Here is a 21,422-nt window from a genome sequence, read left to right as displayed (position 1 = left end):
TTAAATTAAGTCGGTATTAAGCATTGCTTTCAGGGTGTTGGCCTGCACATCAAAGCTATTCATATGTTGCATAAAATCAACATCGGCAATTTTTTTATAATCTTCATCCAGCAGGCTTATCACCTCTGCCGGCAGGTGTGTTTTCATTACGCCTGCACTGCTTTGCAGCCTTACGTTCTTATCCAATAGTTCCTGCATCACCCGTTCCTTTTTGGAGAGCTTACTGCCGGTAGCGGTATTACTAATTTTATCTATGTCGCAAAACAAAAAGATGTTGTTAGATGGTGAATATAAAAAATACTGCTCTATTTCGGTAATTTTATAAACCTCTATGGTAATGTCGCCGGTTTTTAGGCCTGTATAAAATTCAACCTTAAACCCATGCTTATTTAACTTACCCATCAGCTTACGCTGTATGGTGGCGTATTTATCGGTGTAAAGATCCGCCGGGTTGTAGCGCAATAATTCATCAAGCAATTCAACAGGTATCTCCGCAAAGTAATCGGGCGCGTACCGCGAACTAAACAGGTTGATATTTTTGGCGAAGGGGTAATCCTCCAGGTCCTGCGACAGCACTTCGAAAAGTTTTTTGAGCGACTGGCTCATTTTGAGCGCCTGCCGCTGCTTATCATTATTAAAATCGTTCCCGCTGAAAATGGTATCGTCCATCTGATTTATCAGCTCACTGTTGAGCTGAACTTCATCCAGCAGCAGGTCGGCACGGCTCTCGTTGTTTTTCTTTATCTTTTTAAGCAGGTCTATTAAGGTAACGGTAAACTGGAGATGAAACATCTCCAGTTTATTAATATCCAGATCGGGGTTGGTAGCAAATAACTGGTGGATTACTTGGGTACGCAGATAAATTTTATAAATGATATCGCTATTAAAAAACACCGTAAGCAACTGCAATTTGCTGATGGTACGGGTAGATTCATTTAAAATATTTATCCTGTTTTCATCCATAGTTTAATTTAACTCACATTGGCCACGTTCTTCTTCAGTTCCGATTCCAAATTCTGCAATTCGGTGTTCAGTACCCGGCGGTTTTGCGTGCCCTCGTCATGTATCCTCTTCACCTCGGTAAGTGTTTCTATGAGCGAAGCGGTGGTGCGTTTTAAAGTATCTAACGAAACTACGGTTTTTTCGTTTTCCCTCGCAACTTCTATGCTGTTTTGCTTTAGCAACTCGGCATTTTTTTGCAAAATGGTGTTTGTAGTGTCCGATATTTTCTTCTGCATCTCCACGTTTTCCTTTTGCCTGTTCAGTGCAACCGCAATAGTGAGTTGGTTTTTCCAAACCGGGATGGTAGTAGATACTATCGATTGTGCCTTCTCGGCAATGGTGGTATTATTGTTCTGCACCACACGGATCTGCGCCAGCGATTGCATCATAATAAAGCGCACTACTTTTAAATCGGCCAAACGTTTATCCAGGCGGTTCACAAAATCGCGCAGGTCGGCAATTTGGTAATCTTCGTAGGCAGATGGGTTGCCATCCATTACGGCAAGTTCCACATTTAATTCGTTATACTTCAACTGGCCCGAAATGATGAGTTCCTCCATCTGGTGAATGTAGGTAACATTGCTATCGAACATGGTTTGCAGCGCGGCATTATCTTTAAGCGAGTTTACGCGGCCGGCTTTAACCTTGTTAACAATCTTATCAATGTTGTTAACCACGGTATCGTATTTGGCAAACAGTTTTTTGGTATCCATCACCATCTTTTTGAGAAAAGGGATGCTACTGATAAACCTGGTTAACGCGTTCTGATTTAGTTCATCCACATCAATGTAGTTCAGCTCGGTAAGCAGGTCGGTTATCAGCGTACCCACCTCGCCCGAGTTGTACGTACGCACCGATGTAAGGAACGTATTACTATAACGCTCCATCGAGTTTTGCACGTCGGTACCGTAATTTAGTATCGAGTTTACATCTTTAGGGTCGATGGTTTTAGCAATCTCCTTAAACTTCGTTTCCTCAGCCGGGGTAATGGTACTCAGGTCTACCGTACCATCTTTAGCCAGTTTTACCGGCACGGTAGTACCTGGCTGTGCTTGTGGCGGCAGGTTCAGATCCGGCATGTTCAAATTCAAATCGGTATTGCTTGGGTTGGTTTCCATTTTGCTTATTGTTGATGCTGATTACAGCTATAAATAATTTTGTGTAACCGTTTTTACGGTTTCTTCCAGTTTGCGATCTTTTGTTGGCTCGCCAATGGCGTTGAATTTCCATTCGCCGTTCTTTTTATAAAACACGCCCATCACCATACTTACATGGCCTTTAAAGCCCTCACCGTTGGCAATATCATACTTGGCAAAAATTTCTGTTACGCGCTTTGGCGTACCTTCATAAATCCGAATAGATGCGAAAGGTATGGCACCAAAATCCTGCCCGCGGAAGCTGTTGAGCACGAAAGCCACGTGATTAATGGCCGGGCTAAGGCGCGAAAAATCAACGGTAATCACCTCATTGTCCAAACCGTCATCGCCGCCCATATCGCCGGTCAAATCGTCACCACTGTGGCGAACCGATTGATCTTTAGATTTTAGGTTACCGAAGTATACTACCTCTAAAAGCCTTTTTTGGTCATCATACAAAGCGCAGCTGGCATCGAGGTCAACCGCTTCTTTACTACTGCCGAAACCGAACAGACCTTTCTTTTCGATAGCGCCCCAGTTAATACCTACACATATATTTTGCAGCTTGTTACCATCCGCTTTTTCGAGGCTGATACGCTGTCCTTTTTGAAGATTAATTGCCATTTTTAGTTATGAGTTTTGGGTAATGAGTTTTGAGTTGTAAGAATTAAGTGATAAGTTTTGAGTAGCCGTATTGTCAAACTCAAAACTCATCACATACTACTTAAAACTTAATTATATTTATTCAGATAATCCTGCAGGCCACCTTTCATGCCGGCGCCGACTGCTTCAAATTTCCATTTGTTATCGCGTTTGTAAATACGGCCAAACTCTACGGCGGTTTCTATTGAGAAATCTTCCTCCAGCTCGTATTTTAAAATATCGGCACCAGTACCTGCATCCGCAATACGGATGAATGAATTACGCACCTGGCCAAAATTCTGGCGGCGGTTTTCAGCCTCGTGTATAGTAACAACAACGCAAATTTCGCTTACACGGCTGTCTATTTTAGACAGGTCTATTTTTATCTGCTCATCGTCGCCATCGCCTGCGCCGGTAAGGTTATCGCCGGTATGCTCAACAGCACCATCCGGAGATTTAAGGTTGTTGTAAAACACAAAGAATTCATCAGCTACTAATTTCTTATTATCGCCCATAATGAAGATAGAAGCATCCAAATCGAACGCCGCGCCTGTTGATGAAGTGTTGGTATCCCAACCTAAACCTATAGTAAATTTAGGAGCATCGATTGCTTCGCGCTGCCCCTTTTGAAGACTAATTGCCATATTCTATTAATTTATAATTATCTAAAAGTAAACGTTTTTTTATGTGATTCAGGTTTTTGCTGTAAGCTTCTATGGTATGGTAACCATTGCCCAGGGCCATGTTATATAATTGCTCTGTAAATGTATTGTTTTGCTCCTGTATAAAAACGCAAAAACTATCAAAATCGTAATTCAGGATGTATTTTACTATCCGTGTATTTATACAGAAATCCGCGGCTTTTATGATGTCCTTTAAATGAAATATCGATTTTACATGGTGATAGTTCAACTGATTCTCCACGTTTGGGTGAATATTCTTATTTACCAGTTCGGCAAAATAAAGCATATAAATATCATTGATTAAACCATACTCGCCTACCATTTTCATGATCATGCGCTCGTGGCTGCCGGTAATGCGGATATCATCCAGGAATATCAGCGTTTTGCCAGCCAAAAAATCTTTATCGATATGAAACTGGTCGTTACCAATCAGTTTCATCCTTTGCTCGGCATCAAGCTCTCCGTAATCCTCCTTATAAGTAATGGTGCGATGAACCTTCGCCTCCTGCGCTACCGGGAAATGGTGCTGCGCCAACCAGTGGTTAAGGCGGTAAACAAACCAATTTTTCATGGCAAACGTGGCCGTTGGAATAAAAGAATACGGGCTCGATATCACCACAACCTGCTGGCGGATAGGGTTTACAGCCAATCGCTGGCCTATAAAACCATCGGCCAGTGCAGTACCAAATAACTTTGACACCCTGCCGTCGCCAAACTTAAAGCGGCTATAGTCATCGGCGTTGAAACCAAAATTCTCGGTATCGTTAATATGATGTAATGAATACGTAGCGTTCATTTTTAGTTGATCAAACTTAAGATGGTTTTTTTATTCGAATTGATAAGCAGACTATCTATGCCGATGGCAGTTGCGGGTACAATATCATTCTTAGGATTATCGCCAATGTGGATGATATCTCTCAGCGGCGCACTTCTGCCCGGCCTGCAAATATCGATATTAACCAACATCAGGCTGAAGAAATCCTTGTTTGGTTTCGACATGCCCACTTCATCTGAATACAGCTGAAAATCAAAAAAATCATCCAGCTTATGCAACGCCAATACTTTTCTCAATGTTTTTCCGGTGATGTATCCTGTATTACTCAGCAAGCTAAAAGTGCTCTCGCCGTTTTGTTTTAGATGCTGAAGGGACGAAAATGTTACACCACTGTACAATGCCGGCGGATATTGAAACAAGAGTTCCTCCATTTTTAGGTGCAGGTGATCCGTATCTACTTCATCAAGATCCAGGTTACCATCATGGATAAAATTGAGCACCATCAGGTACATTTCGTCCGCATCGATATTCTTGCCGCTCTTTTCATTTACGGCGTTTACCATAAGATCTACCTGGCGGAATATCTTGGCTACATCCTCTTCGGATTTGTAAAAAGCGTTATGGTTTTTATAGAAATATTTGGCCCGTTCCGCCTTAAAATCCGGGTTAGATTTAATGAGCGTAAGCCATAAGTCGAATGAATAGTGCTGGTAATAAGGCATAGTAAAGAAGTTTATGCAGGTAACAATTAAGTTGTAAAATACGAACAAAAACCAAAAAACTACGCCGTTTCTTTTTAATTAAATATTAACAGATTGTTAATCGGTTGGGGCTATATAACACATATTGCGTGTTCCGTATCATTCCATACGCAAAATTACTCTCGAAAATTTCCGTGTTTTTTCAATTTTTAATACAAAAAAGGGCGATTTTTCACGTTTTTTCGGCATAAAAACAACGAAGATTTTGGTGTATAGGCGCAACATTAAAAAAAGCTATCCAATTGCAACCTTATTGCATTTTATTGCACTTGGGGCATAACCCCGAAGCATACAAAGTAAAGCCGCTTGCCTGGAAACCTTCCGGCAGGTTGATAGCGGGAAGGCTCAGTTCATTTAAGCAAAATACACCTTTGCAGGCGGTACAGTTAAAATGGAGGTGTTCATCGTGATGATGGTGCTCATGGCAACCGGAGGAGCAGACCGCGTAGTTGGCGGTACCGTTCAGATCGAAAACTTTATGGATGATGCCCTTTTCTTCAAACACATTCAAAATGCGGTACAGGGTAACCCGGTCAATATCGTGCATTACGCTCTCCAGGTCGGGTTGCGAGGTGGCGGTGTTTTTGGCGTACATCATAGATAACACACGCAGGCGCGCACCCGTCTTTTTCAGCTGGTGTTTCTCCAGCAGATCCTCAAACTGATAAGTGTTTTTTACCTGTGCCATGATTATTTGTGAGTGTGTTTAACATGCAAAAAGCTATCCCCGGCGCTGCAGGTACCCGCGTACTTGTAATTTACAAAATGCGCTAACGCTATGGTAACACCACCTACGGGCACAATAATAGCTTCCAGCCAGCCTTTGGTAAAGATATGGCCCAATATGATAGTTGCAAAACCGATAATGAGCAAAATGAGCGGCAATACCCTATGATGCGAATTTAAAAACGAACCCGCTATAGATGCTACCCCAACAATTAATGCAACAATGATCATGCTCCACTCTACCCAGGGGTTGGCCAAAAAACCCAGGCCCACCAATGGCAGGCTGGTGAAAAACACAGGCACAGCCGCGCAATGGATAGCGCAAAGTGTAGAAGCTGTCATGCCTATATTATCGAGTTTAACGGCCATTTTTAACGATCTCATGCTGCAAAGATAACACTAATGCAACACGATTGCATTTACTAATTGTAAAATTTACTCAGTCCTTTGGTTTTTTCGGCTATTGGGTATCTTTGCGCCATGAGCACTTCCGCCAACACCATCCGGGATATGACACCCACCGACCTCCCCTACGTACTGGAAATTTACAACGACGTTATCCTTACCACCACCGCCGTTTACAGCGAACAACCGCATACCCTTGCTATGCGCCAGGCTTGGTTTAACGACCGTAAAGAAGCCGGCTTCCCCGTTATCGTAACCGAAGAAGATGGTGTTATTACCGGCTTTGGTACCTACGGGCATTTCAGGGCCTGGCCCTGCTACAGGTTTACGGTGGAACATTCTTTATATGTAGAAAAAAACCACCGTGGTAAAGGTATCAGCAAAATATTACTGGCGTACCTGATCGGCCACGCGCGTGGAGCTGGTATGCACGCACTGATAGCCGGTGTGGATAGCGATAACCCTGCCAGTTTGCACCTGCACCGCTCCCACGGGTTTGAGCAGGTAGCGCATTTTAAAGAAGTAGGTTTTAAGTTTGATAAGTGGCTCGATCTGGTATTTTTGGAATTGCTGCTCTCCAAATAATTTCCCTGCGCCTCGCAGATAAAAATGCAAAGCCGTATGTTTAGGCTTTATTTACCTCCGCTTTTACCGATATGAAAAGAATTTCCCTCGCGCTTTTTAGCCTCGTAATTTTTATAGCCGCCGCATCGGCACAAACAAAAACGCTGAGCGAGCTGCAGCAAAACTTTGTAGACCTGAAATTTGGCATGTTTATCCATTACAACATGCCTACCTATAATGATGCCGACTGGCCCGACCCGGACGCATCCCCTACCCTGTTCAACCCAAAAAAATTAAACCCGGCCCAATGGGCCAAAGCGGCAAAATCTGCCAATATGACTTATGGTTGCCTAACCACCAAGCACCATAGCGGTTTCTGCATCTGGGATACTAAAACCACCGACTATAATGTAATGAACAGCCCGCTAAAACGCGACGTGGTGCGCGAATTTGTGGATGCCTTCCGCGCCAACGGCCTAAAGGTGATGCTGTATTACTCTATACTGGATACCCACCACCGCCTGTGCCCTAATAGCATCACCCCAAAACATTTTGAGATGGTGAAGGCGCAGATAACCGAACTGCTTACCAATTACGGCAAGGTGGAAGCGCTAATTATAGATGGCTGGGACGCGCCGTGGAGCCGGATCTCTTATGATGATATCAATTTTGAGGATATTTACCACCTGGTAAAATCGCTGCAGCCCGATTGTGTTATTATGGACCTTAACGGTGCCAAGTACCCCGCCGAGGGTTTATACTATACCGATATTAAAACCTACGAAATGGGAGCCGGGCAGCGCGTATCAAAAGAAACCAACCGGATGCCCGCGCTGGCTTGTTTACCTATCAACAGCGCCTGGTTCTGGAAAACAGATTTCCCAACCACACCGGTGAAAGACCCCGCCAAACTGGTGAATGAAGATATTATTCCGTTGAACAAGGCAGATTGTAACTTCATCCTTAACGTTGCGCCAAACCGCGATGGTTTGATAGATGATAACGCCCTGGCGGCCCTTAAACAAATAGGCGAGCTATGGAAAAATGACGGCCCGGCACCTAAACTGGCACCAACCGGCGAGCCCATCATCTCCTCTAACCTTGCCAAACATAAAGTGTCAAATTCGAGCTGGAGCGAGGATATGGATATTATGGATTTTGCCAATGACGATGATTTTACCACCAACTGGACATCCAACGCCAAAGTGGAGAAACCATGGTACGAGATAGACTTTGGCCACGATACCGATTTTAATACCGTTACCATTACCGAGCAAAAATCCAACATCAGCAATTACCATTTAGAATATATGCAAAACGGTGTTTGGAAACCTATTTTAACCACCGAAAACACTAACCGCGTAAAAGTGAACCGCTTTGCCAAAGTTTATGGCAACAAGGTGAGGGTTTGGATAGATAAGGCCGACCACCAGATATCTATAGCCGAGTTTGGGGTTTATAACGAGCGCCGATAGATACACGATTTAACGATCAACAAGATTTGGCAACCCTGCTTAAAAAGCAGGGTTGTTTATTCATTTTATTATACCGTTAAAACAGATTTTGAAACTTTTTTACGAGCACTGCGTTTAATCCCTATCATTTCAAATTTTAATAAATTGAACCGTATAAGCCGATCCCCCGCCCTTAAAACTTTACTGATAGCTTTCGCACTGGTTTTTGGTACGCTATCGTCAAAAGCATATTCAATACTCGCGCATGAGGCCATCGTAGATGCTTCATGGAAATCATCTATACTGCCCCTTATTCAAAAAAAATACCCTAACCTGACAGAGGCTGAGATAAAAATGGCCCACTCCTACGCTTATGGCGGCGCCATGGTTGCCGATATGGGTTACATGCCATTTGGCAATGCCTTTTTTACCGACCTGCTTCACTATGTACGCAGTGGCGATTTTGTGGAAACCCTTATAAAGGATGCCCAAAACACAAATGAATACTCATTCGCACTGGGCGCATTATCGCATTACATGGCCGACAGGTACGGGCATTCGCTGGCGACTAACCGTAATATCGCACTTATTTACCCCAAGCTGCAAAAAAGGTTTGGCGATGTGGTGACTTATAACGACGACCATAAATCGCACAGCCGCATGGAGTTCTCCTACGACGTACTGCAAACCGGCCGTGGCACTTATACTACAGAAGGCTACCACGATTTTATTGGGTTTAACATTGCTGTACCGGTATTGGAAAAAGCTTTTTATGAAACCTACGGGCAAGAGCTTGGCAGTATTTTCTCCAACATTAATGGCAGCATAAACACCCTACGCTGGGGTATTCGCAATTTATTCCCGGTGCTTACCAAATCTGCCTTTAGCACCAATAAGGATACTATCCTGAAGATGACACCGGGGATGACAGCCAAAAAATTCCAGTATAAAATGAGCAAAAAATCGTTCCGGCTGGAATACGGCAAACAGCGGCAGGAATCTAAATTCTTTTCCCGGGTGATCGTTTTTCTTATCAAGGTACTGCCTAAAGTTGGCCCGCTAAAAACGCTGAAATATGTGTCGCCTGGCAAGGCCGGAGAAAAGTTGTTTGCTAACAGTTTTGATACCATTACAACCAAGTATGCCATCGCCTTAAAACAGGTTGATGAAAAACGGCTTGCCCTTACCGATATAGATTTTGACACTGGTAAGCCCTCGGCCCTCGGGGAGTATCCGCTGGCCGATAACACTTATGATAAACTACTGGTAAAGCTGCAGGAACAGAAATATAAGAACATAACCCCGCAACTGCAGCGCAATATTGTTAATTACTATAAAAACGCCGATACATCGCAAACCGCAATGAAGCAGCGCAAGGAATGGAAAAAGGTGATCATCTCGCTAAAACAAATCAAGGCACTGAAGCCAACGGGACAAGACACCCTTAAGCCATTGGATGATCCCCTGGGATCTACCCAATAAAAAAACCCTTGCGCCTAAGCACAAGAGTTTCGCTTGTTAATTCACGCCCCCGGTGAAAAAACGATCTTATAAAGTGCGTTTTCCATTTAACGTAACCTTTTTATTATTACCATCGGTAAATTCTCCGGCAAGCGCGTCGCCAGATATGGTCGCTATAGTTATGCCTTCGCGTACCAGGTTATCCCCGGATATGGTACCATTGGCATCATTATCAACTTCGGTACTACCATTTTTACGCGCTAAGGCGCCCCACAAAGCCAGTTTACGGGATAAAATGATGTTGAATGTACCGCTTTCGGGCTTGGTGGTTTCGTAAGTCCCTTCAAATGCTTCTATCAGCGCCGTTGAAGTTTCTTTTACTAATACAAAGGTGATACCCGTGTGGCCCGGCACAGTTGCCGATACTACCACCGGGTTTTGCCCGCCCGAACCTACCGAAAATTTGATGGTTACCGGCTGCCCGTTTAAGGTGCCGTTAAAATCAGATATGTAAGCGGGGTTTTGGCCGCTTTGCGCAATTACGGTTGCCGTTAATGTGGTGGTAACGCCGTCAATCGTCATGGTGGCTGTAATGGTTGTACCCGAGTTATTTACATCAAACTTAATAGTACCGGTGGAACCGATAAGCACCCCCTTATACACGCCCTTAAAGCTGGCATCGTTTGCCACTTTAGCTTCGGGCTTGGTGATACAGGTAGCACAGGTGTAGTCGGGATCTTTGTTTGAGCCGGATTTTCCACAACCAGTGTAAATGAACAGGGTGGCCGCGGCAATAAATAGTATGAATAATTTTTTCATGGTAGCTTTTTTTTGTGATACTTATTTTTTACCGCCTCCTAAGAAGAAGCCAATTTTAAAGGCAAAATATCCGCCTTTATCCGGCAGGATATCGTAGTCGGCGTTTAGGCGCAAGTGCCCGGTCTCGATACCTACGGTAGGGAAAAAGCCAAATTTTGTAGCGCTTGGTACCGTTACGGTGCTACTGCCCGAGCCTACGTCAATTGATGCCCTGGTGAAAAAACCCGCACCCGCGCCAATAAATGGCCGGATGCCGCCATCGGCTAAATAAAACTCACCTGTGGCAGCGTATGAGGCCAGTACAGAGACCTTTGTATCGTTACCGCTGGTATTGTAGCTTAGGGCGGCGCCCTCTAAACGCAAGCCGAGGGCCAGGTCATCGCTAACGCGGTAGTGCGGCTGAATGGTGAAGGAAACACCGCCCTTGGTGCCGTTACTTTCGGCTGGTATAGCGTAGCCCAGGCTGATATCAACCTTAAATGATTTGTAAGCTTCCGACTGGCTTTTGGCTGTTAATGCAAAGGCAAGGAATGCGGAAAAGAGTAGTAATTTTTTCATAATGGTTTGGGATTTGATAAATGGATTATATTATTTGTGATATTTTACTGAAACATGTATTTAGTTACCCACAGCTTTTTATAATCCTCATCGCTGCCTATAAACACATAGCTATTTTCGCCCTTATTGGCTATTGGTGTAAAGCTTTTGGTCACATAAAACTTCTCGTTGCCAAGCACACTGAAAGCCCCTAAGCTTGAATTGGGAAGATTGAATTTGGCTATGCGTGGATAATACCGTGGAAAATAGGTAGCGTTACCGGCATAGGCTGCAAAGAAATCCTCGTACCCTTTAAAACCCTTTACCTCCATGATCATCCAGTACAGGGATTGCCCGTCTTTAGAGAGCACAAACTTTTGCACCATCGGGAAGATCTCACTCTTCTTGTCGTTGTTTAGTTTGCCAACACCGTATTGGGCCTTTAGCTGCCCTGCCTGGTCAAAATGCAGACAAATTACATCCTCATAGGTATTAACCGGGTTGCCCAGGCCAAGGTTGGTGTGGTCGTTCAGTTGCCCGGCTATGAGGTATTCGCCCTGTGGGGTTACTTTAAACTGCTGGACCGTAAACTTGCCGCCTTTGTATGGCTCGGCACCTTTATCACCGGGGGCTGTTCTAAACTTCGCTTTAAAATCGCTGATGGCGGCGGTTGAGGCAAAATCAAGCTTGCTATCGGTAAACTTCAGCAGGTGGAAGCTTTCCATCTTCTCGCCCGATTTTTTTTGCCATTTAAAATCAAGCTTATTCTTGCCCTCTGTAAAGCAGGGGTTTACAATAGATGCGGCATAGTTTTCAAATACTTCGCCATAAGCTTCCTTTGATTTTGTTGAGGTGGCACAGAAAAACACCGAGCCGTTATCCTCGCTTACATCCTGTATCAGCAGGTTTGGTGAGGGACTTTTAAATATCACCTTGTTTTTTACTTCGCCTTTATCAGAATATTTGAGATAGGTGTAAGTTGTAATATCCGACTCGCCTTTTTGAGGGGCAAATACCAGCACAACGTCGCCGTTATCTAACTGGTGCGAATACACCAACGATTGCGAGCCGCTTACATCAACGGGTTTAGTAGTTATCTCCAAGTCGGAATTTACACCAAGCACAAAAAAATCCAGCCCATCCTTATGCGCCTTGCTATCCAGGCCGGCCAGTACAAACAGGCTTTCGTCTACCGTGCTGTTAAACGCTGCAAAACCGTAGTATTTATCGTTACCGTTTTTCGGCTTGATAACCTCCGAAGTGATACCCTTTTTAAAAACGTAGCGCTGTTTTCTGTAATCCCAGGTTTTAAGGTCGCTGTATTTGGTAAACTTCAGCTTCATGCTCAGGATGTCGAAAGAACTGCATCCCCCCACCGAGGCGTAAAAACCACTTACCGTTTTATCGGGCATATCCTCTGCGGACACCTTTGGTTCGGATATTTCCTCGTTCTTAACAAACTTAAGATTGTTATCAAATTGATAGGTTTCGTAAAATATTTCGTTCTTCTTTTTATCGCCGGGGATTTTGTAGGTGATGGTATAAGTACCATCGGCGTTGACTGCGCTAAGCAGGAAACCCTTACCGGCTTTCTTAGAAAGATCCTGCACGGTTTCCTGCGCGCTGATGATAAGGGTTGAAAATACGAAGGCAACGGCTAATAGTAAAAGTCTTTTCATGCTGTCCATAAATTAGGTATGTAAAAATACCTTGGGACTAAAGCACAAAAAATGTGATATAAGTAGTAATCAGAATATTAGCGGTAACCCGTTTTGCGTAGGGCCTCTTTCTTATTGCGTACGTGCAGTTTCTCGTACGTATTGCGGATGTGGGTGCGTACGGTATCTATAGATATGAAGAGTTTATCGGCAATTTCCTGGTAACTAAAGCCCTTGCTAAGCCAAAGCAGCACCTCGTTTTCGCGGTCGCTCAGGCTTTCTTTTGCATCCACATAAGGCACCTGCTGCTGAAAGGCCATTACTACCTTACGGGCTATCTGGCTGCTCATGGGGCTGCCGCCTTTGCGCAGGTCAATAATGGATTCTACCAGTTTGGTTGATGGCGTATTTTTAAGCACATAGCCCGTAGCACCGGCCTGCAGGGCTTTAAATACATGGTCGGCATCATCATAGGCGCTCAAAACCATTATCTGTATATCGGGCCGCTGAGGCTTAAGCCAGCTGATAAATTCGCTGCCCGCCATGCCGGGCAGTTGCAGATCTGTGAGCACTATCTCCACCGGATCGCCCAGGCCACACTGAAAAAATTCCATAGCCTCCTCCGCGTTCACAAAAGACGCGTTTAAATTAAACTCGCCCGAACCTGCAAGCAGCGCGCCCAGGTAGTTGCGTATTTTTTCGTCGTCTTCTATAATGATGATCGGGGTCATGGCTGTATAAAGCTAAATATTAAAAGCGGGCATCTGCGGTGTAAAAAAGTAGTATTTTACTTTCAGGCATTTAGGGTATAACATACGGTAAGCCCATGCTGGTTATTCTCCATGCTAATGTTTCCACCTATATCTTCCATCCTTTTGCGCATGTTTTTAAGGCCGTTACAATTGGGTTTATTGGCGCTATCCGGCAGCCCGCAGCCATTATCGGCCACGGTAAAAACAATTTTGTTGGCTACAATTTCTACGGATAGTTTCACCAGTGTTGCCCGGGCGTGTTTCATCGTGTTGTTCAGCGCTTCCTTGGTTACCAGGTACAAATTGCGGCGCTGCTCGTTGGTTAATGGTATATCAGGCACGGTATCGGCAAAATCAATCTGCAGTATCATATCAAAAGGCTCAAAGTGCTGCTGCATTTGTTCGCGCGTGTAAGCCAGCAGGTTCTCCAGCGAATCGTTCTGTGGGTTTAGCGCCCAAATAATTTCGCTCATATTGGTGATCAGTTTACGCGCCGACGCCGATATATTGCCCACATCATTCTTCACGGCCGCATCTGTTTTATGCTGGGTTTGGATCAGTTCGCTCAGCAGGGCTATATGGGTGAGCCCGCTGCCAATTTCATCGTGCATGTCGCGGCTTATGCGGTTACGCTCGGCATCAATAGCGTGCCGCCTCTCTAATATACGAAGCCTGCGTTTTATTTTCACTTGCGATAATGCAAAGGTGATATAGATGAGCAACCCCGCGATGCATAGCGATACTGCTACGTAAAACCAGCGTCGCTGCCAAAACGGCGCCTTGATATCAATACTAACCGACTGCACACTACTCCACATACCATCGTCATTACCGGCCTTTACCAAAAATTGGTAATGCCCTGGCAACAGCTTGGCATAGCGCACATTTTTATTGGTGGTGATAACCCATTTATTCTCCAGCCCGGTAAGCATGTAGGCAATTTTGTTGGCCGATGGCATGGTGTAATCAAGCGCGGCAAACGAAAAGGAAAGGCTGTTTTTATCGTAAGCGAGGCTAATGTTCTTCGGATTAACCAACCCCGTATGGCTCATAAAAGGGACATCATCAACCAAAACGCTTGTGATAGCCACACCCGGTTTATGCTTGCCGCTGTATAAAGCTTCGGGGTTAAACCAGTTGAAACCTTTTATCCCGCCAAAATACATGTTGCCTTTTTGGCTTTTATAAAACGCCGCAGTATTAAATTCGTTGCTTTGCAGCCCATCACTCACGGTGTAGTTTTGAAACGCGTTCTTTGCACGGTCGAAGTAGCTGAGGCCCCCATTTGTACTTAGCCACAGATTGTGCTTTTTGTCCTCCAGCACGCCGTAAACGTAATCGTTAGCCAGCCCATCAGTCGTTTTATAAGTAATTGATGTTTTCAACAGGGTGTTAAACGCAATCAACCCAACGCCAGATGATACCCATAATTTATTAACGTCGCGCTCGTCATCATGCAGGCTTCTAATATCCAAACCTTTACAGTAGGCGCCCTGGTAAAGGTAGTCGTCTCCTTTTTGCTTATAATGATAGAGTGCCAGCCCCGGTACGGCAACATACAGGCTGCTATCGGCCATTTCCACAAAATCGAGGGTTAGGCCCTGCAGTTTCTCATCTATAATATTGGCAACCTTATAGTTCCCGTCAGCGTCTTTTTTCATGCGGTAAAGGCCCAGGCAGGTAGCAACCAATACATCGCCATTTTTTAGCTCCTCAAATTTAATAACGAAATTATTATTAGGGCGCAGGTATTGGGTTGGCATGGCCGTAATGTCCGCGGCTTTGAAGGTTCCGCGGCGCTCGTTAAATTTATAGATACCCATGCTGCTGCCTATCCAAAAGTCACCATCAGCATCCCTAAAAATTGCCGAAACCGAGCCCGAAATACCCTTGCGGGGATCATTATTAGCCGGATAGTTTTTAACGCTGCGATCCTGCGGGTTAAATATATTCAGTCCGTTATCCTGTGTACCAAACCAGATGCGGCCACGCTCATCTTCATAAAAACATTTGATGAAATAATTATTCAAAAAGGCGTAGTCGCCTTCGTTCAGGGGGAAGATGTTAAACTTGGCGGGTTTCAAATCCAGCCGGCTTACCCCGCCGCCATCGGTGCCTATCCACAGGTTGTCAAACCTATCTATATAAAGGCAGCGTGTAATATCAAAGGCTAATGATTTTTGCCGCGCATTATCGCGCCGGAACATATCCATTTTGCCGGTTGCCTTGTTATAGCAAAGCAAGCCCGAGTTGGAGGTAGTGAACCAGATGCGCCCATAATTATCGGGTAAAATATCAACCACTATATCCACCTTATCGGCAATATCAAAATGCTTTTTACTGATGGTTTTTAGTGCTGTATCGGCTGTATAAAGGGTATTATCGCACCAGTAGTAAATATTCCCCTTGTTATAATTAAGGCAGGCAATGGGCATATCAAACATAGTATGTTTAAATCGCTGCGTTTTTATATTGAAATGATAAATGCCAAAGCCGTTTACCTTAAACCAAATATTATCGCCATAGTCTGTAGCGTACCTAAAACCTGTAGCATTTTTATTGTTCAGAATAAATTTGCAATCGTAGCGCCGCCATTCGCCGGTTTTTATATCAAAGCATGCTACACCGTTAAGGCATAACATCCAAAAATTATTATGCCCGTCTATAAAAACACCGCTTGCCTGGTAATCCTGGGTGAGCACATGGCGACGGGTGAGCGTTTCTTTGGCAACATCGAGGCAAAAAATGCCGGTTTCGTTGGTGTACCAAATATTACCGGCCCTATCTTCGCAAAGTGTGCCGCGCACGTAATTGGAGTTGGCAACGGCATTATCCTTTACCTTAAACACTTTAATGGAATGCCCATCGAAGCGGTTGAGCCCATCGGCAGTGCCAAACCACATAAAGCCTTTTTTATCCTGGTAAATTGTATAGGCCGAACTTTGCGAAAGCCCCTCGTTTACACCAATGGTTTCAAACCGGGGAATAATATTTTGTGAAAAGGAGCTTTGCGAAAAAAAGATCAATACAAAGCCCGCCAACAGTATCAAAAAAAACTTGCTGGCACGGTAATATTGCAAAAAAACAAATGCAGGTAAATTGGTTACCATTAAAATATATTAGCGGCGTACTAATATATAAGCATATTTATAATTCAAGGCAAACTTAAACTAATTAACTATCAGTAACTTAATAATTACCAAGCGCAATAATAAATTACATATAAGAATAAATATGAGATATTATTTAGAAATTAATATCAAAAAACATTAAGCGCGAAGCGCCGTAAACGCTTGCAATACTGCCGGTGTAGCCACCCTGTAAATTAAAACTGCTTACCTCCCAAGCTTTATCCGGGCATAAAAGTTGAGGCGATAAGGGATGGGTTCCGTTTAGCGATGGCGTTACTTTCAGGTGCTCGCCAAGCCCCTGCCCGGTTGCCTTTACCAGTGCCTCCTTGCGTGTCCATAGCAAGTAAAAATTTTCTGCCGGGGTGCCCTGACCTATAAAAGCGATCTCCGCCTTGCTAAAGTGTTCTTCTAAAATATCGTTGAATTGAAATTCGTTGTCTACAAATTCCACGTCGGCACCAACGGCTTCGTTAGACAGAGCGAGCAGTATCCAATCGCCGGCATGGGTAATATTGTATTGAATGGCCGGCTTGCCATCAGTAACCAGGAACGGCTTTTTATTGCCGCCCAGTGCAAATGCCACCTCTGCCGCCGGTTGGTTTAAATACCGGCCCAAAATATCGCGCTGCGCGCCCCGGCTCAAAATAAAGCGCTGCCTGTCTTTCAATTGAAAATACCTGCCGCCGCGCTCTTTCTCTGCCGGCATCAGCGTGGCTAAAAACGCATCGAGCAAATGCAGGTTATTGCTGATGTTGATCCGGTAAACATGTACCTCGTTACCATTCAAAACAAAATCGGCGGGCAAGGCCGACCGCCAATTCACAATGTCTAAAAATTGAATATGTACTTTACCCAAAATGTTGTTGTTATGTGATACCCAAGGCGGTCCGATTACTTTTTGTTGGCATTGTTAAGGCATTCCTGCAATATTCGTGCAAATTCCTTATCGTTTGGCGATTTAAATATGGTGTTATGTTCTCCCGGGATCTTGTGAATGTTCACCCCTTTCAGCGCATACGGTTTCCAGCCCATAAATTCAAAATCATCCAGGTAAAAGGATTTCACCTCTGCCCTGAAAAGTTCAACCGAGATATTACAAGGTTTTATTTTGTAATACTGCTGGGCTACATCGTTCATCTCATCAATTTTGTTGCTGTATCCAAAAAAGCCTATTGGCTGTTCCTGCTTCTCGCCATATTTCAATTTCCACAACAGGCGGGTGGCTATGCGGCTCACGGCTTTGGTGCGATGCTGTACGGTTTTTGTCAATCCTTCCTTAAAAGTTAAAGAATACCACAGCCGCCTTGCAAAATACATACCCCGTTTTATCTTGTTAACCAGCCACGTATCGTAATAAGGAGTGCGATAGGCATAGGTATCAAACATGGCAAGCATCCGTACCTCCAGGTTTAAGGCTTCCAGTTGCCGCGCCATTTCCCATGCAATGATTCCGCCAAATGAGAAGCCTGCGAGCGCGTACGGACCATCGGGGTTTTGCACACGGATAGCAGATATGTAATGCGCCGCAATATCTTCCATGCGGTTCAGCGGTTCGTCCACGCCATTTAAGCCTTTGGCCTGCATGCCGTAAACCGGCTGATCGGCGTCCATATTATTGGCAAGGGTGTTAAACAGCAGTACGTTTAAGCCGGCCCCATGCACAATGTAAATAGGCATTTTATTACCTTGTGGCTTGATGGGCACCAGCGAATCCCAGGTGATGGATCTGCCATCCATCCCCAATATCAAGGCCAGCTTTTCTACCGTAGAGTTTTCGAACAGGATAGCCAGCGGCAAACGATTGCCAGTTTCCTTTTCTATCTGCGCCATTACCTTTACGGCTATCAGCGAGTGCCCGCCCAACTCAAAAAAGTTATCATAAACACCTACTTTTTCGATATTGAGGTGCTTTTTCCAAATATCGGCAACCATTTTCTCTACATCGGTACGTGGCGCTATGTACACGTCATGGCTTTCGGCCGGGATAGCTCCCATTGCCGCTAATGCCTTTTTATCAACCTTACCATTTGGGGTAAGCGGCATGGCATCAACTTGTATAAAATTGTCAGGGATCATATAATCGGGCACTGATCCCCTCAGATCGTTGCGCCAGTAACTTACGCACGCGTTAAAATCCTTGCACACAAAATCATCGTTAAAAACGATGTAAGCTACCAATCTGTCTACCCCATTACCATCTGGCCGGGCAATAACCACGGCTTGCTTCAGATCAGGGTCCTTAGCCATGTGGAACTCTATTTCCCCTGTCTCTATCCGGTAACCGCGAATTTTCACCTGCGTGTCAAAACGCGAGATATACATCAGGTTGCCATCGTTGAGGTACGTACCCAGATCGCCTGTGCGGTACATCATAGCACCGGGCTCACCGGTAAATGGATCATCTACAAACTTTTCATAATTCAATACGGGCTGATCATGGTAGCCTTTTGCCACGCCCTCGCCGCCTATGTAAATCTCGCCCGCAGCACCGGGGGCAAGCGGGTTCTGGAATTTATCGAGGATGTATATAAAAGTATTATCAATAGGCTTGCCTATACTGATGGTTTTATCTTCGGCAGTAATTTGTTTAACGGTAGACCAGATGGTGGTTTCGGTAGGACCATAAACGTTCCATAAGGACGATGCCCTACCCAAAATGCGGGTAGCCAGATCCATAGGCAAGGCTTCGCCACCGCATATCACCTTTATTTTTTCGTTCTCCCACCCGGCCTCCAATAAAATGCGCCAGGTATAGGGCGTGGCCTGCATTACGCTGATCTTTTCTTTGCGGATAACATCCAGCAGCGCCATACCATCTTTGGCGGTAGCGGCATCTGCCAATACAATTTGCGCGCCGGTTATCAGCGGTAAAAACAGCTCCAGCCCGGCAATATCAAAGCTAATGGTAGTTACTGCAAGCAACTTATCGGCAGCCGTTATACCCGGTTCTTTTTGCATACTGTACAAAAAGTTAACCGCGTTATGATGCGCTATTTGCACCCCCTTTGGCTGCCCTGTAGAACCTGAAGTATACAGGATGTATAGCAGATGCTGCCCCGTAACTGCCACATCGGGATCGGTGGTGTGTTTACTATCAAGCGTGGGCCAGATATCGTGCAGCAGCAGTTCCTGCGCGTTAGATTCGTACTGGCCGCTGTATTTTATCGTGGTAATCAATTTCACCGCCTGCGAGTCGGCCAGCATGTAGTTGATGCGGTTGATCGGGAATATCGGGTCGAGCGGTACATAAACGCCGCCTGCTTTCATTACAGCAAGCAAAGTTACAACCAGTTCGGCAGCCCTATCCAGCGATACGGCTATCTTATCGCCCATTTTTACACCTCCGGCTATCAGTACCGACGCCAGTTGATTGGCGCGCTCGTTCAGCTGCCGGTAGGTATACGTTTCGTTATTAAATTTCAGGGCGAGGCTGCCGGGGTTCTTCGCAGCCACTTCGCTAATGAGCTGGTGAAGCGATTTTTCTTTCGGATAAGCTACCCGGGTATCATTCCATTTATTCAACTGGGCCATCAGCTCATCTTTCCGCATTAAAGGGAGTTTGCCGATAAGCATATCCGGCGAACTAACCACTTGTTTTAGCAGGTGGCAATATTCGTCCATCATGCGGGCAATAGTAGCTGCCTCAAAAATCTGAGTGTTGTAGCTCCACTCCAGCACCAGCGCGTCTTTATGGTCGGTAATGTTCAGGAAGATCTCAAAATTCTCGTACTCGCGCCCGGTGGTGATATAACTGTGCTTAAGGCCATAAAAATGAACGCCCTCATCCATACCAATATCAATATTGAATACGATTGGTACCAGCGGCAACCGTGAAGCATCCCGGGGGATGTTGAGTTTTTTTAACAAACTGCCAAACGTGTACTTCTGGTGATCGTAGGCATCCAGCACCTCGGTTTTGCGTTGCTTAAGGTACGCTACAAAGCTTAATTCGCCTTTGGGGTAGCTGCGCAGCGCCAGCAGGTTCACACAATGCCCTACCAAGCCGTAGTTGCCCGTAGCCGACTGCCCTGCCGCCGGAAGGCCCAATATAATTTCTTCGTGCCCGGTAACTTGCTGCAGAAACACCTCAAAAGCGGCCATCAGCGTGGTAACAAAGCTGGTACCAGCCTTGCGTGCCATTTGTTTTACTTCGGCAACCAAAGCAGCATCCAGGGTAAAATCGGCACGCTTGCTTTTATAGGTGCGCATGGCCGGGCGCGGGTTATCTGTAGGCACATTAAGTAAATGCGCGCTGCCTTTGAACTGGTTTATCCAGTACTGTTCTGTTTGGTGGCTTTTCCCGGTATCAGCAGCTTCGGTTTGCGCTATAGCGTAGTCGCTGTAACGCGGTGCCGGCACCAGATCGGGCTGTTTGCCCGTTGCGTAGGCCGTATACAGCTTACTCAGATCCTGCATAATGATGCCTATCGACCAGCCATCGCAAATAATGTGATGCGCGATAAAAGTGAGATAATGCTCGTTATTATTCAGCTTAAAAACAGAAGGTTTAAATAAAGGGCCGTTCACCAAATCCAGCGGAGTGATAGCACTCTGGCGGGCGTAGTTTTGTATGAACAGTCTGTTCTGGGCTTCGCTTTGTAATGAAAGGTCGTGATAATCAATATTAACGGGTGGGTTATCATAAACCACAAAATGGCTGCCATCCGCAGTAAATACGGTTCGCAAAGCCTCGTGGCGATCACTTAAAGCCTGCAAGGCGCGGTATATAGCATCCTTATCAAAGTTGCCGGTTAAGAGCAATGAAGCCGAATCGTTATAGGCACAACTGGCGTCAGCACCGCCTATTAAGCACGATGTCCATATCTCTATTTGTGGCTCGGTGGCCGGTGCCGTCAATAAGATCCCGGGTCCTGTAAATGGGTCAAATTCAACAGGAATTAACTCGTACTTCATTA

The 21,422-nt window shown here is 45.1% G+C and carries 18 protein-coding genes; 3 read left to right on the top strand and 15 right to left on the bottom strand.

The genetic code is table 11. The features are described from left to right. From EPL05_RS06910 to EPL05_RS06875, 8 genes are all read right to left on the bottom strand, one after another. Nucleotides 1-963, bottom strand: coding sequence for a hypothetical protein (locus EPL05_RS06910; protein WP_128533226.1), 963 nt, complete (start codon nt 961-963; stop codon nt 1-3). An 8-nt stretch (nt 964-971) separates the two neighbouring features. Next, entirely contained in the window at nt 972-2,120 is a 1,149-nt protein-coding gene (locus tag EPL05_RS06905) for a toxic anion resistance protein (protein ID WP_243837237.1), read from the bottom strand. 27 nt (nt 2,121-2,147) lie between these two features. Beyond that, a complete protein-coding gene (locus tag EPL05_RS06900) occupies nt 2,148-2,762 on the bottom strand; it encodes a TerD family protein (protein ID WP_128533225.1) in 615 nt (204 codons plus the stop codon). A gap of 107 nt (nt 2,763-2,869) precedes the next feature. Then, nucleotides 2,870-3,424, bottom strand: a complete 555-nt coding sequence (locus EPL05_RS06895; RefSeq protein ID WP_128533224.1) for a TerD family protein — start codon at nt 3,422-3,424, stop codon at nt 2,870-2,872. Then, nucleotides 3,414-4,259 (bottom strand): phosphoribosyltransferase family protein, encoded by an 846-nt coding sequence (locus tag EPL05_RS06890; protein ID WP_128533223.1) that lies wholly within the window; start codon nt 4,257-4,259, stop codon nt 3,414-3,416. Before EPL05_RS06890 ends, EPL05_RS06895 begins: the two co-directional genes overlap by 11 nt. 2 nt (nt 4,260-4,261) lie before the next feature. Continuing rightward, the gene (locus EPL05_RS06885; RefSeq protein WP_128533222.1) at nt 4,262-4,960 is read right to left on the bottom strand and encodes an HAD family hydrolase; all 699 of its coding nucleotides are present in this window, start codon (nt 4,958-4,960) and stop codon (nt 4,262-4,264) included. Nucleotides 4,961-5,249: 289 nt separating this feature from the next. Next, on the bottom strand, nt 5,250-5,687 hold the full coding sequence (locus tag EPL05_RS06880; protein ID WP_128533221.1) for a Fur family transcriptional regulator: 438 nt from the start codon (nt 5,685-5,687) through the stop codon (nt 5,250-5,252). A 2-nt stretch (nt 5,688-5,689) separates the two neighbouring features. Further along, nucleotides 5,690-6,109 (bottom strand): MerC domain-containing protein, encoded by a 420-nt coding sequence (locus tag EPL05_RS06875; protein WP_128533220.1) that lies wholly within the window; start codon nt 6,107-6,109, stop codon nt 5,690-5,692. Between the two features lie 96 nt (nt 6,110-6,205). Here EPL05_RS06875 and EPL05_RS06870 point away from each other — a divergent pair, with 96 nt between their 5' ends. The 3 genes from EPL05_RS06870 to EPL05_RS06860 all read left to right on the top strand — a co-directional run bounded on the left by EPL05_RS06870 (nt 6,206) and on the right by EPL05_RS06860 (nt 9,630). Continuing rightward, a complete protein-coding gene (locus EPL05_RS06870) occupies nt 6,206-6,715 on the top strand; it encodes a GNAT family N-acetyltransferase (protein ID WP_128533219.1) in 510 nt (169 codons plus the stop codon). A 71-nt stretch (nt 6,716-6,786) separates the two neighbouring features. Continuing rightward, a complete protein-coding gene (locus EPL05_RS06865) occupies nt 6,787-8,169 on the top strand; it encodes an alpha-L-fucosidase (RefSeq protein WP_128533218.1) in 1,383 nt (460 codons plus the stop codon). A 144-nt stretch (nt 8,170-8,313) separates the two neighbouring features. After that, nucleotides 8,314-9,630 (top strand): zinc dependent phospholipase C family protein, encoded by a 1,317-nt coding sequence (locus tag EPL05_RS06860; RefSeq protein ID WP_166727653.1) that lies wholly within the window; start codon nt 8,314-8,316, stop codon nt 9,628-9,630. A gap of 66 nt (nt 9,631-9,696) precedes the next feature. On the opposite strand, the gene EPL05_RS06855 is transcribed toward EPL05_RS06860, so the two are convergent. The 7 genes from EPL05_RS06855 to EPL05_RS06825 form a co-directional block, all read right to left on the bottom strand. Continuing rightward, a complete protein-coding gene (locus EPL05_RS06855; protein WP_128533216.1) occupies nt 9,697-10,428 on the bottom strand; it encodes a hypothetical protein in 732 nt (243 codons plus the stop codon). Between the two features lie 21 nt (nt 10,429-10,449). Beyond that, nucleotides 10,450-10,986, bottom strand: a complete 537-nt coding sequence (locus EPL05_RS06850; RefSeq protein WP_128533215.1) for an outer membrane beta-barrel protein — start codon at nt 10,984-10,986, stop codon at nt 10,450-10,452. Between the two features lie 44 nt (nt 10,987-11,030). Then, entirely contained in the window at nt 11,031-12,644 is a 1,614-nt protein-coding gene (locus EPL05_RS06845) for a hypothetical protein (RefSeq protein WP_128533214.1), read from the bottom strand. A 77-nt stretch (nt 12,645-12,721) separates the two neighbouring features. Further along, complete coding sequence (locus EPL05_RS06840; RefSeq protein ID WP_128533213.1) at nt 12,722-13,354, bottom strand: response regulator; 633 nt, start codon at nt 13,352-13,354, stop codon at nt 12,722-12,724. A 62-nt stretch (nt 13,355-13,416) separates the two neighbouring features. Continuing rightward, complete coding sequence (locus EPL05_RS06835) at nt 13,417-16,485, bottom strand: sensor histidine kinase (protein ID WP_128533212.1); 3,069 nt, start codon at nt 16,483-16,485, stop codon at nt 13,417-13,419. A gap of 136 nt (nt 16,486-16,621) precedes the next feature. Next, entirely contained in the window at nt 16,622-17,362 is a 741-nt protein-coding gene (locus tag EPL05_RS06830) for a 4'-phosphopantetheinyl transferase family protein (protein WP_128533211.1), read from the bottom strand. 35 nt (nt 17,363-17,397) lie between these two features. Further along, nucleotides 17,398-21,420, bottom strand: a complete 4,023-nt coding sequence (locus EPL05_RS06825; protein WP_128533210.1) for a non-ribosomal peptide synthetase — start codon at nt 21,418-21,420, stop codon at nt 17,398-17,400. Between the last annotated feature and the right edge of the window lie 2 nt (nt 21,421-21,422).

The sequence above is a fragment of the Mucilaginibacter gilvus genome (assembly GCF_004054195.1).
Taxonomy (GTDB): domain Bacteria; phylum Bacteroidota; class Bacteroidia; order Sphingobacteriales; family Sphingobacteriaceae; genus Mucilaginibacter; species Mucilaginibacter gilvus.
This window is presented reverse-complemented; position numbering and strand designations above follow the sequence as displayed.

Coding starts and splice junctions, on each gene's coding strand:
- EPL05_RS06910 (WP_128533226.1), bottom strand. CDS start 963: ATGGATGAAAACAGGATAAATATTTTAAATGAATCTACCCGTACCATC.
- EPL05_RS06905 (WP_243837237.1), bottom strand. CDS start 2,120: ATGGAAACCAACCCAAGCAATACCGATTTGAATTTGAACATGCCGGAT.
- EPL05_RS06900 (WP_128533225.1), bottom strand. CDS start 2,762: ATGGCAATTAATCTTCAAAAAGGACAGCGTATCAGCCTCGAAAAAGCG.
- EPL05_RS06895 (WP_128533224.1), bottom strand. CDS start 3,424: ATGGCAATTAGTCTTCAAAAGGGGCAGCGCGAAGCAATCGATGCTCCT.
- EPL05_RS06890 (WP_128533223.1), bottom strand. CDS start 4,259: ATGAACGCTACGTATTCATTACATCATATTAACGATACCGAGAATTTT.
- EPL05_RS06885 (WP_128533222.1), bottom strand. CDS start 4,960: ATGCCTTATTACCAGCACTATTCATTCGACTTATGGCTTACGCTCATT.
- EPL05_RS06880 (WP_128533221.1), bottom strand. CDS start 5,687: ATGGCACAGGTAAAAAACACTTATCAGTTTGAGGATCTGCTGGAGAAA.
- EPL05_RS06875 (WP_128533220.1), bottom strand. CDS start 6,109: ATGAGATCGTTAAAAATGGCCGTTAAACTCGATAATATAGGCATGACA.
- EPL05_RS06870 (WP_128533219.1), top strand. CDS start 6,206: ATGAGCACTTCCGCCAACACCATCCGGGATATGACACCCACCGACCTC.
- EPL05_RS06865 (WP_128533218.1), top strand. CDS start 6,787: ATGAAAAGAATTTCCCTCGCGCTTTTTAGCCTCGTAATTTTTATAGCC.
- EPL05_RS06855 (WP_128533216.1), bottom strand. CDS start 10,428: ATGAAAAAATTATTCATACTATTTATTGCCGCGGCCACCCTGTTCATT.
- EPL05_RS06850 (WP_128533215.1), bottom strand. CDS start 10,986: ATGAAAAAATTACTACTCTTTTCCGCATTCCTTGCCTTTGCATTAACA.
- EPL05_RS06845 (WP_128533214.1), bottom strand. CDS start 12,644: ATGAAAAGACTTTTACTATTAGCCGTTGCCTTCGTATTTTCAACCCTT.
- EPL05_RS06840 (WP_128533213.1), bottom strand. CDS start 13,354: ATGACCCCGATCATCATTATAGAAGACGACGAAAAAATACGCAACTAC.
- EPL05_RS06835 (WP_128533212.1), bottom strand. CDS start 16,485: ATGGTAACCAATTTACCTGCATTTGTTTTTTTGCAATATTACCGTGCC.
- EPL05_RS06825 (WP_128533210.1), bottom strand. CDS start 21,420: ATGAAGTACGAGTTAATTCCTGTTGAATTTGACCCATTTACAGGACCC.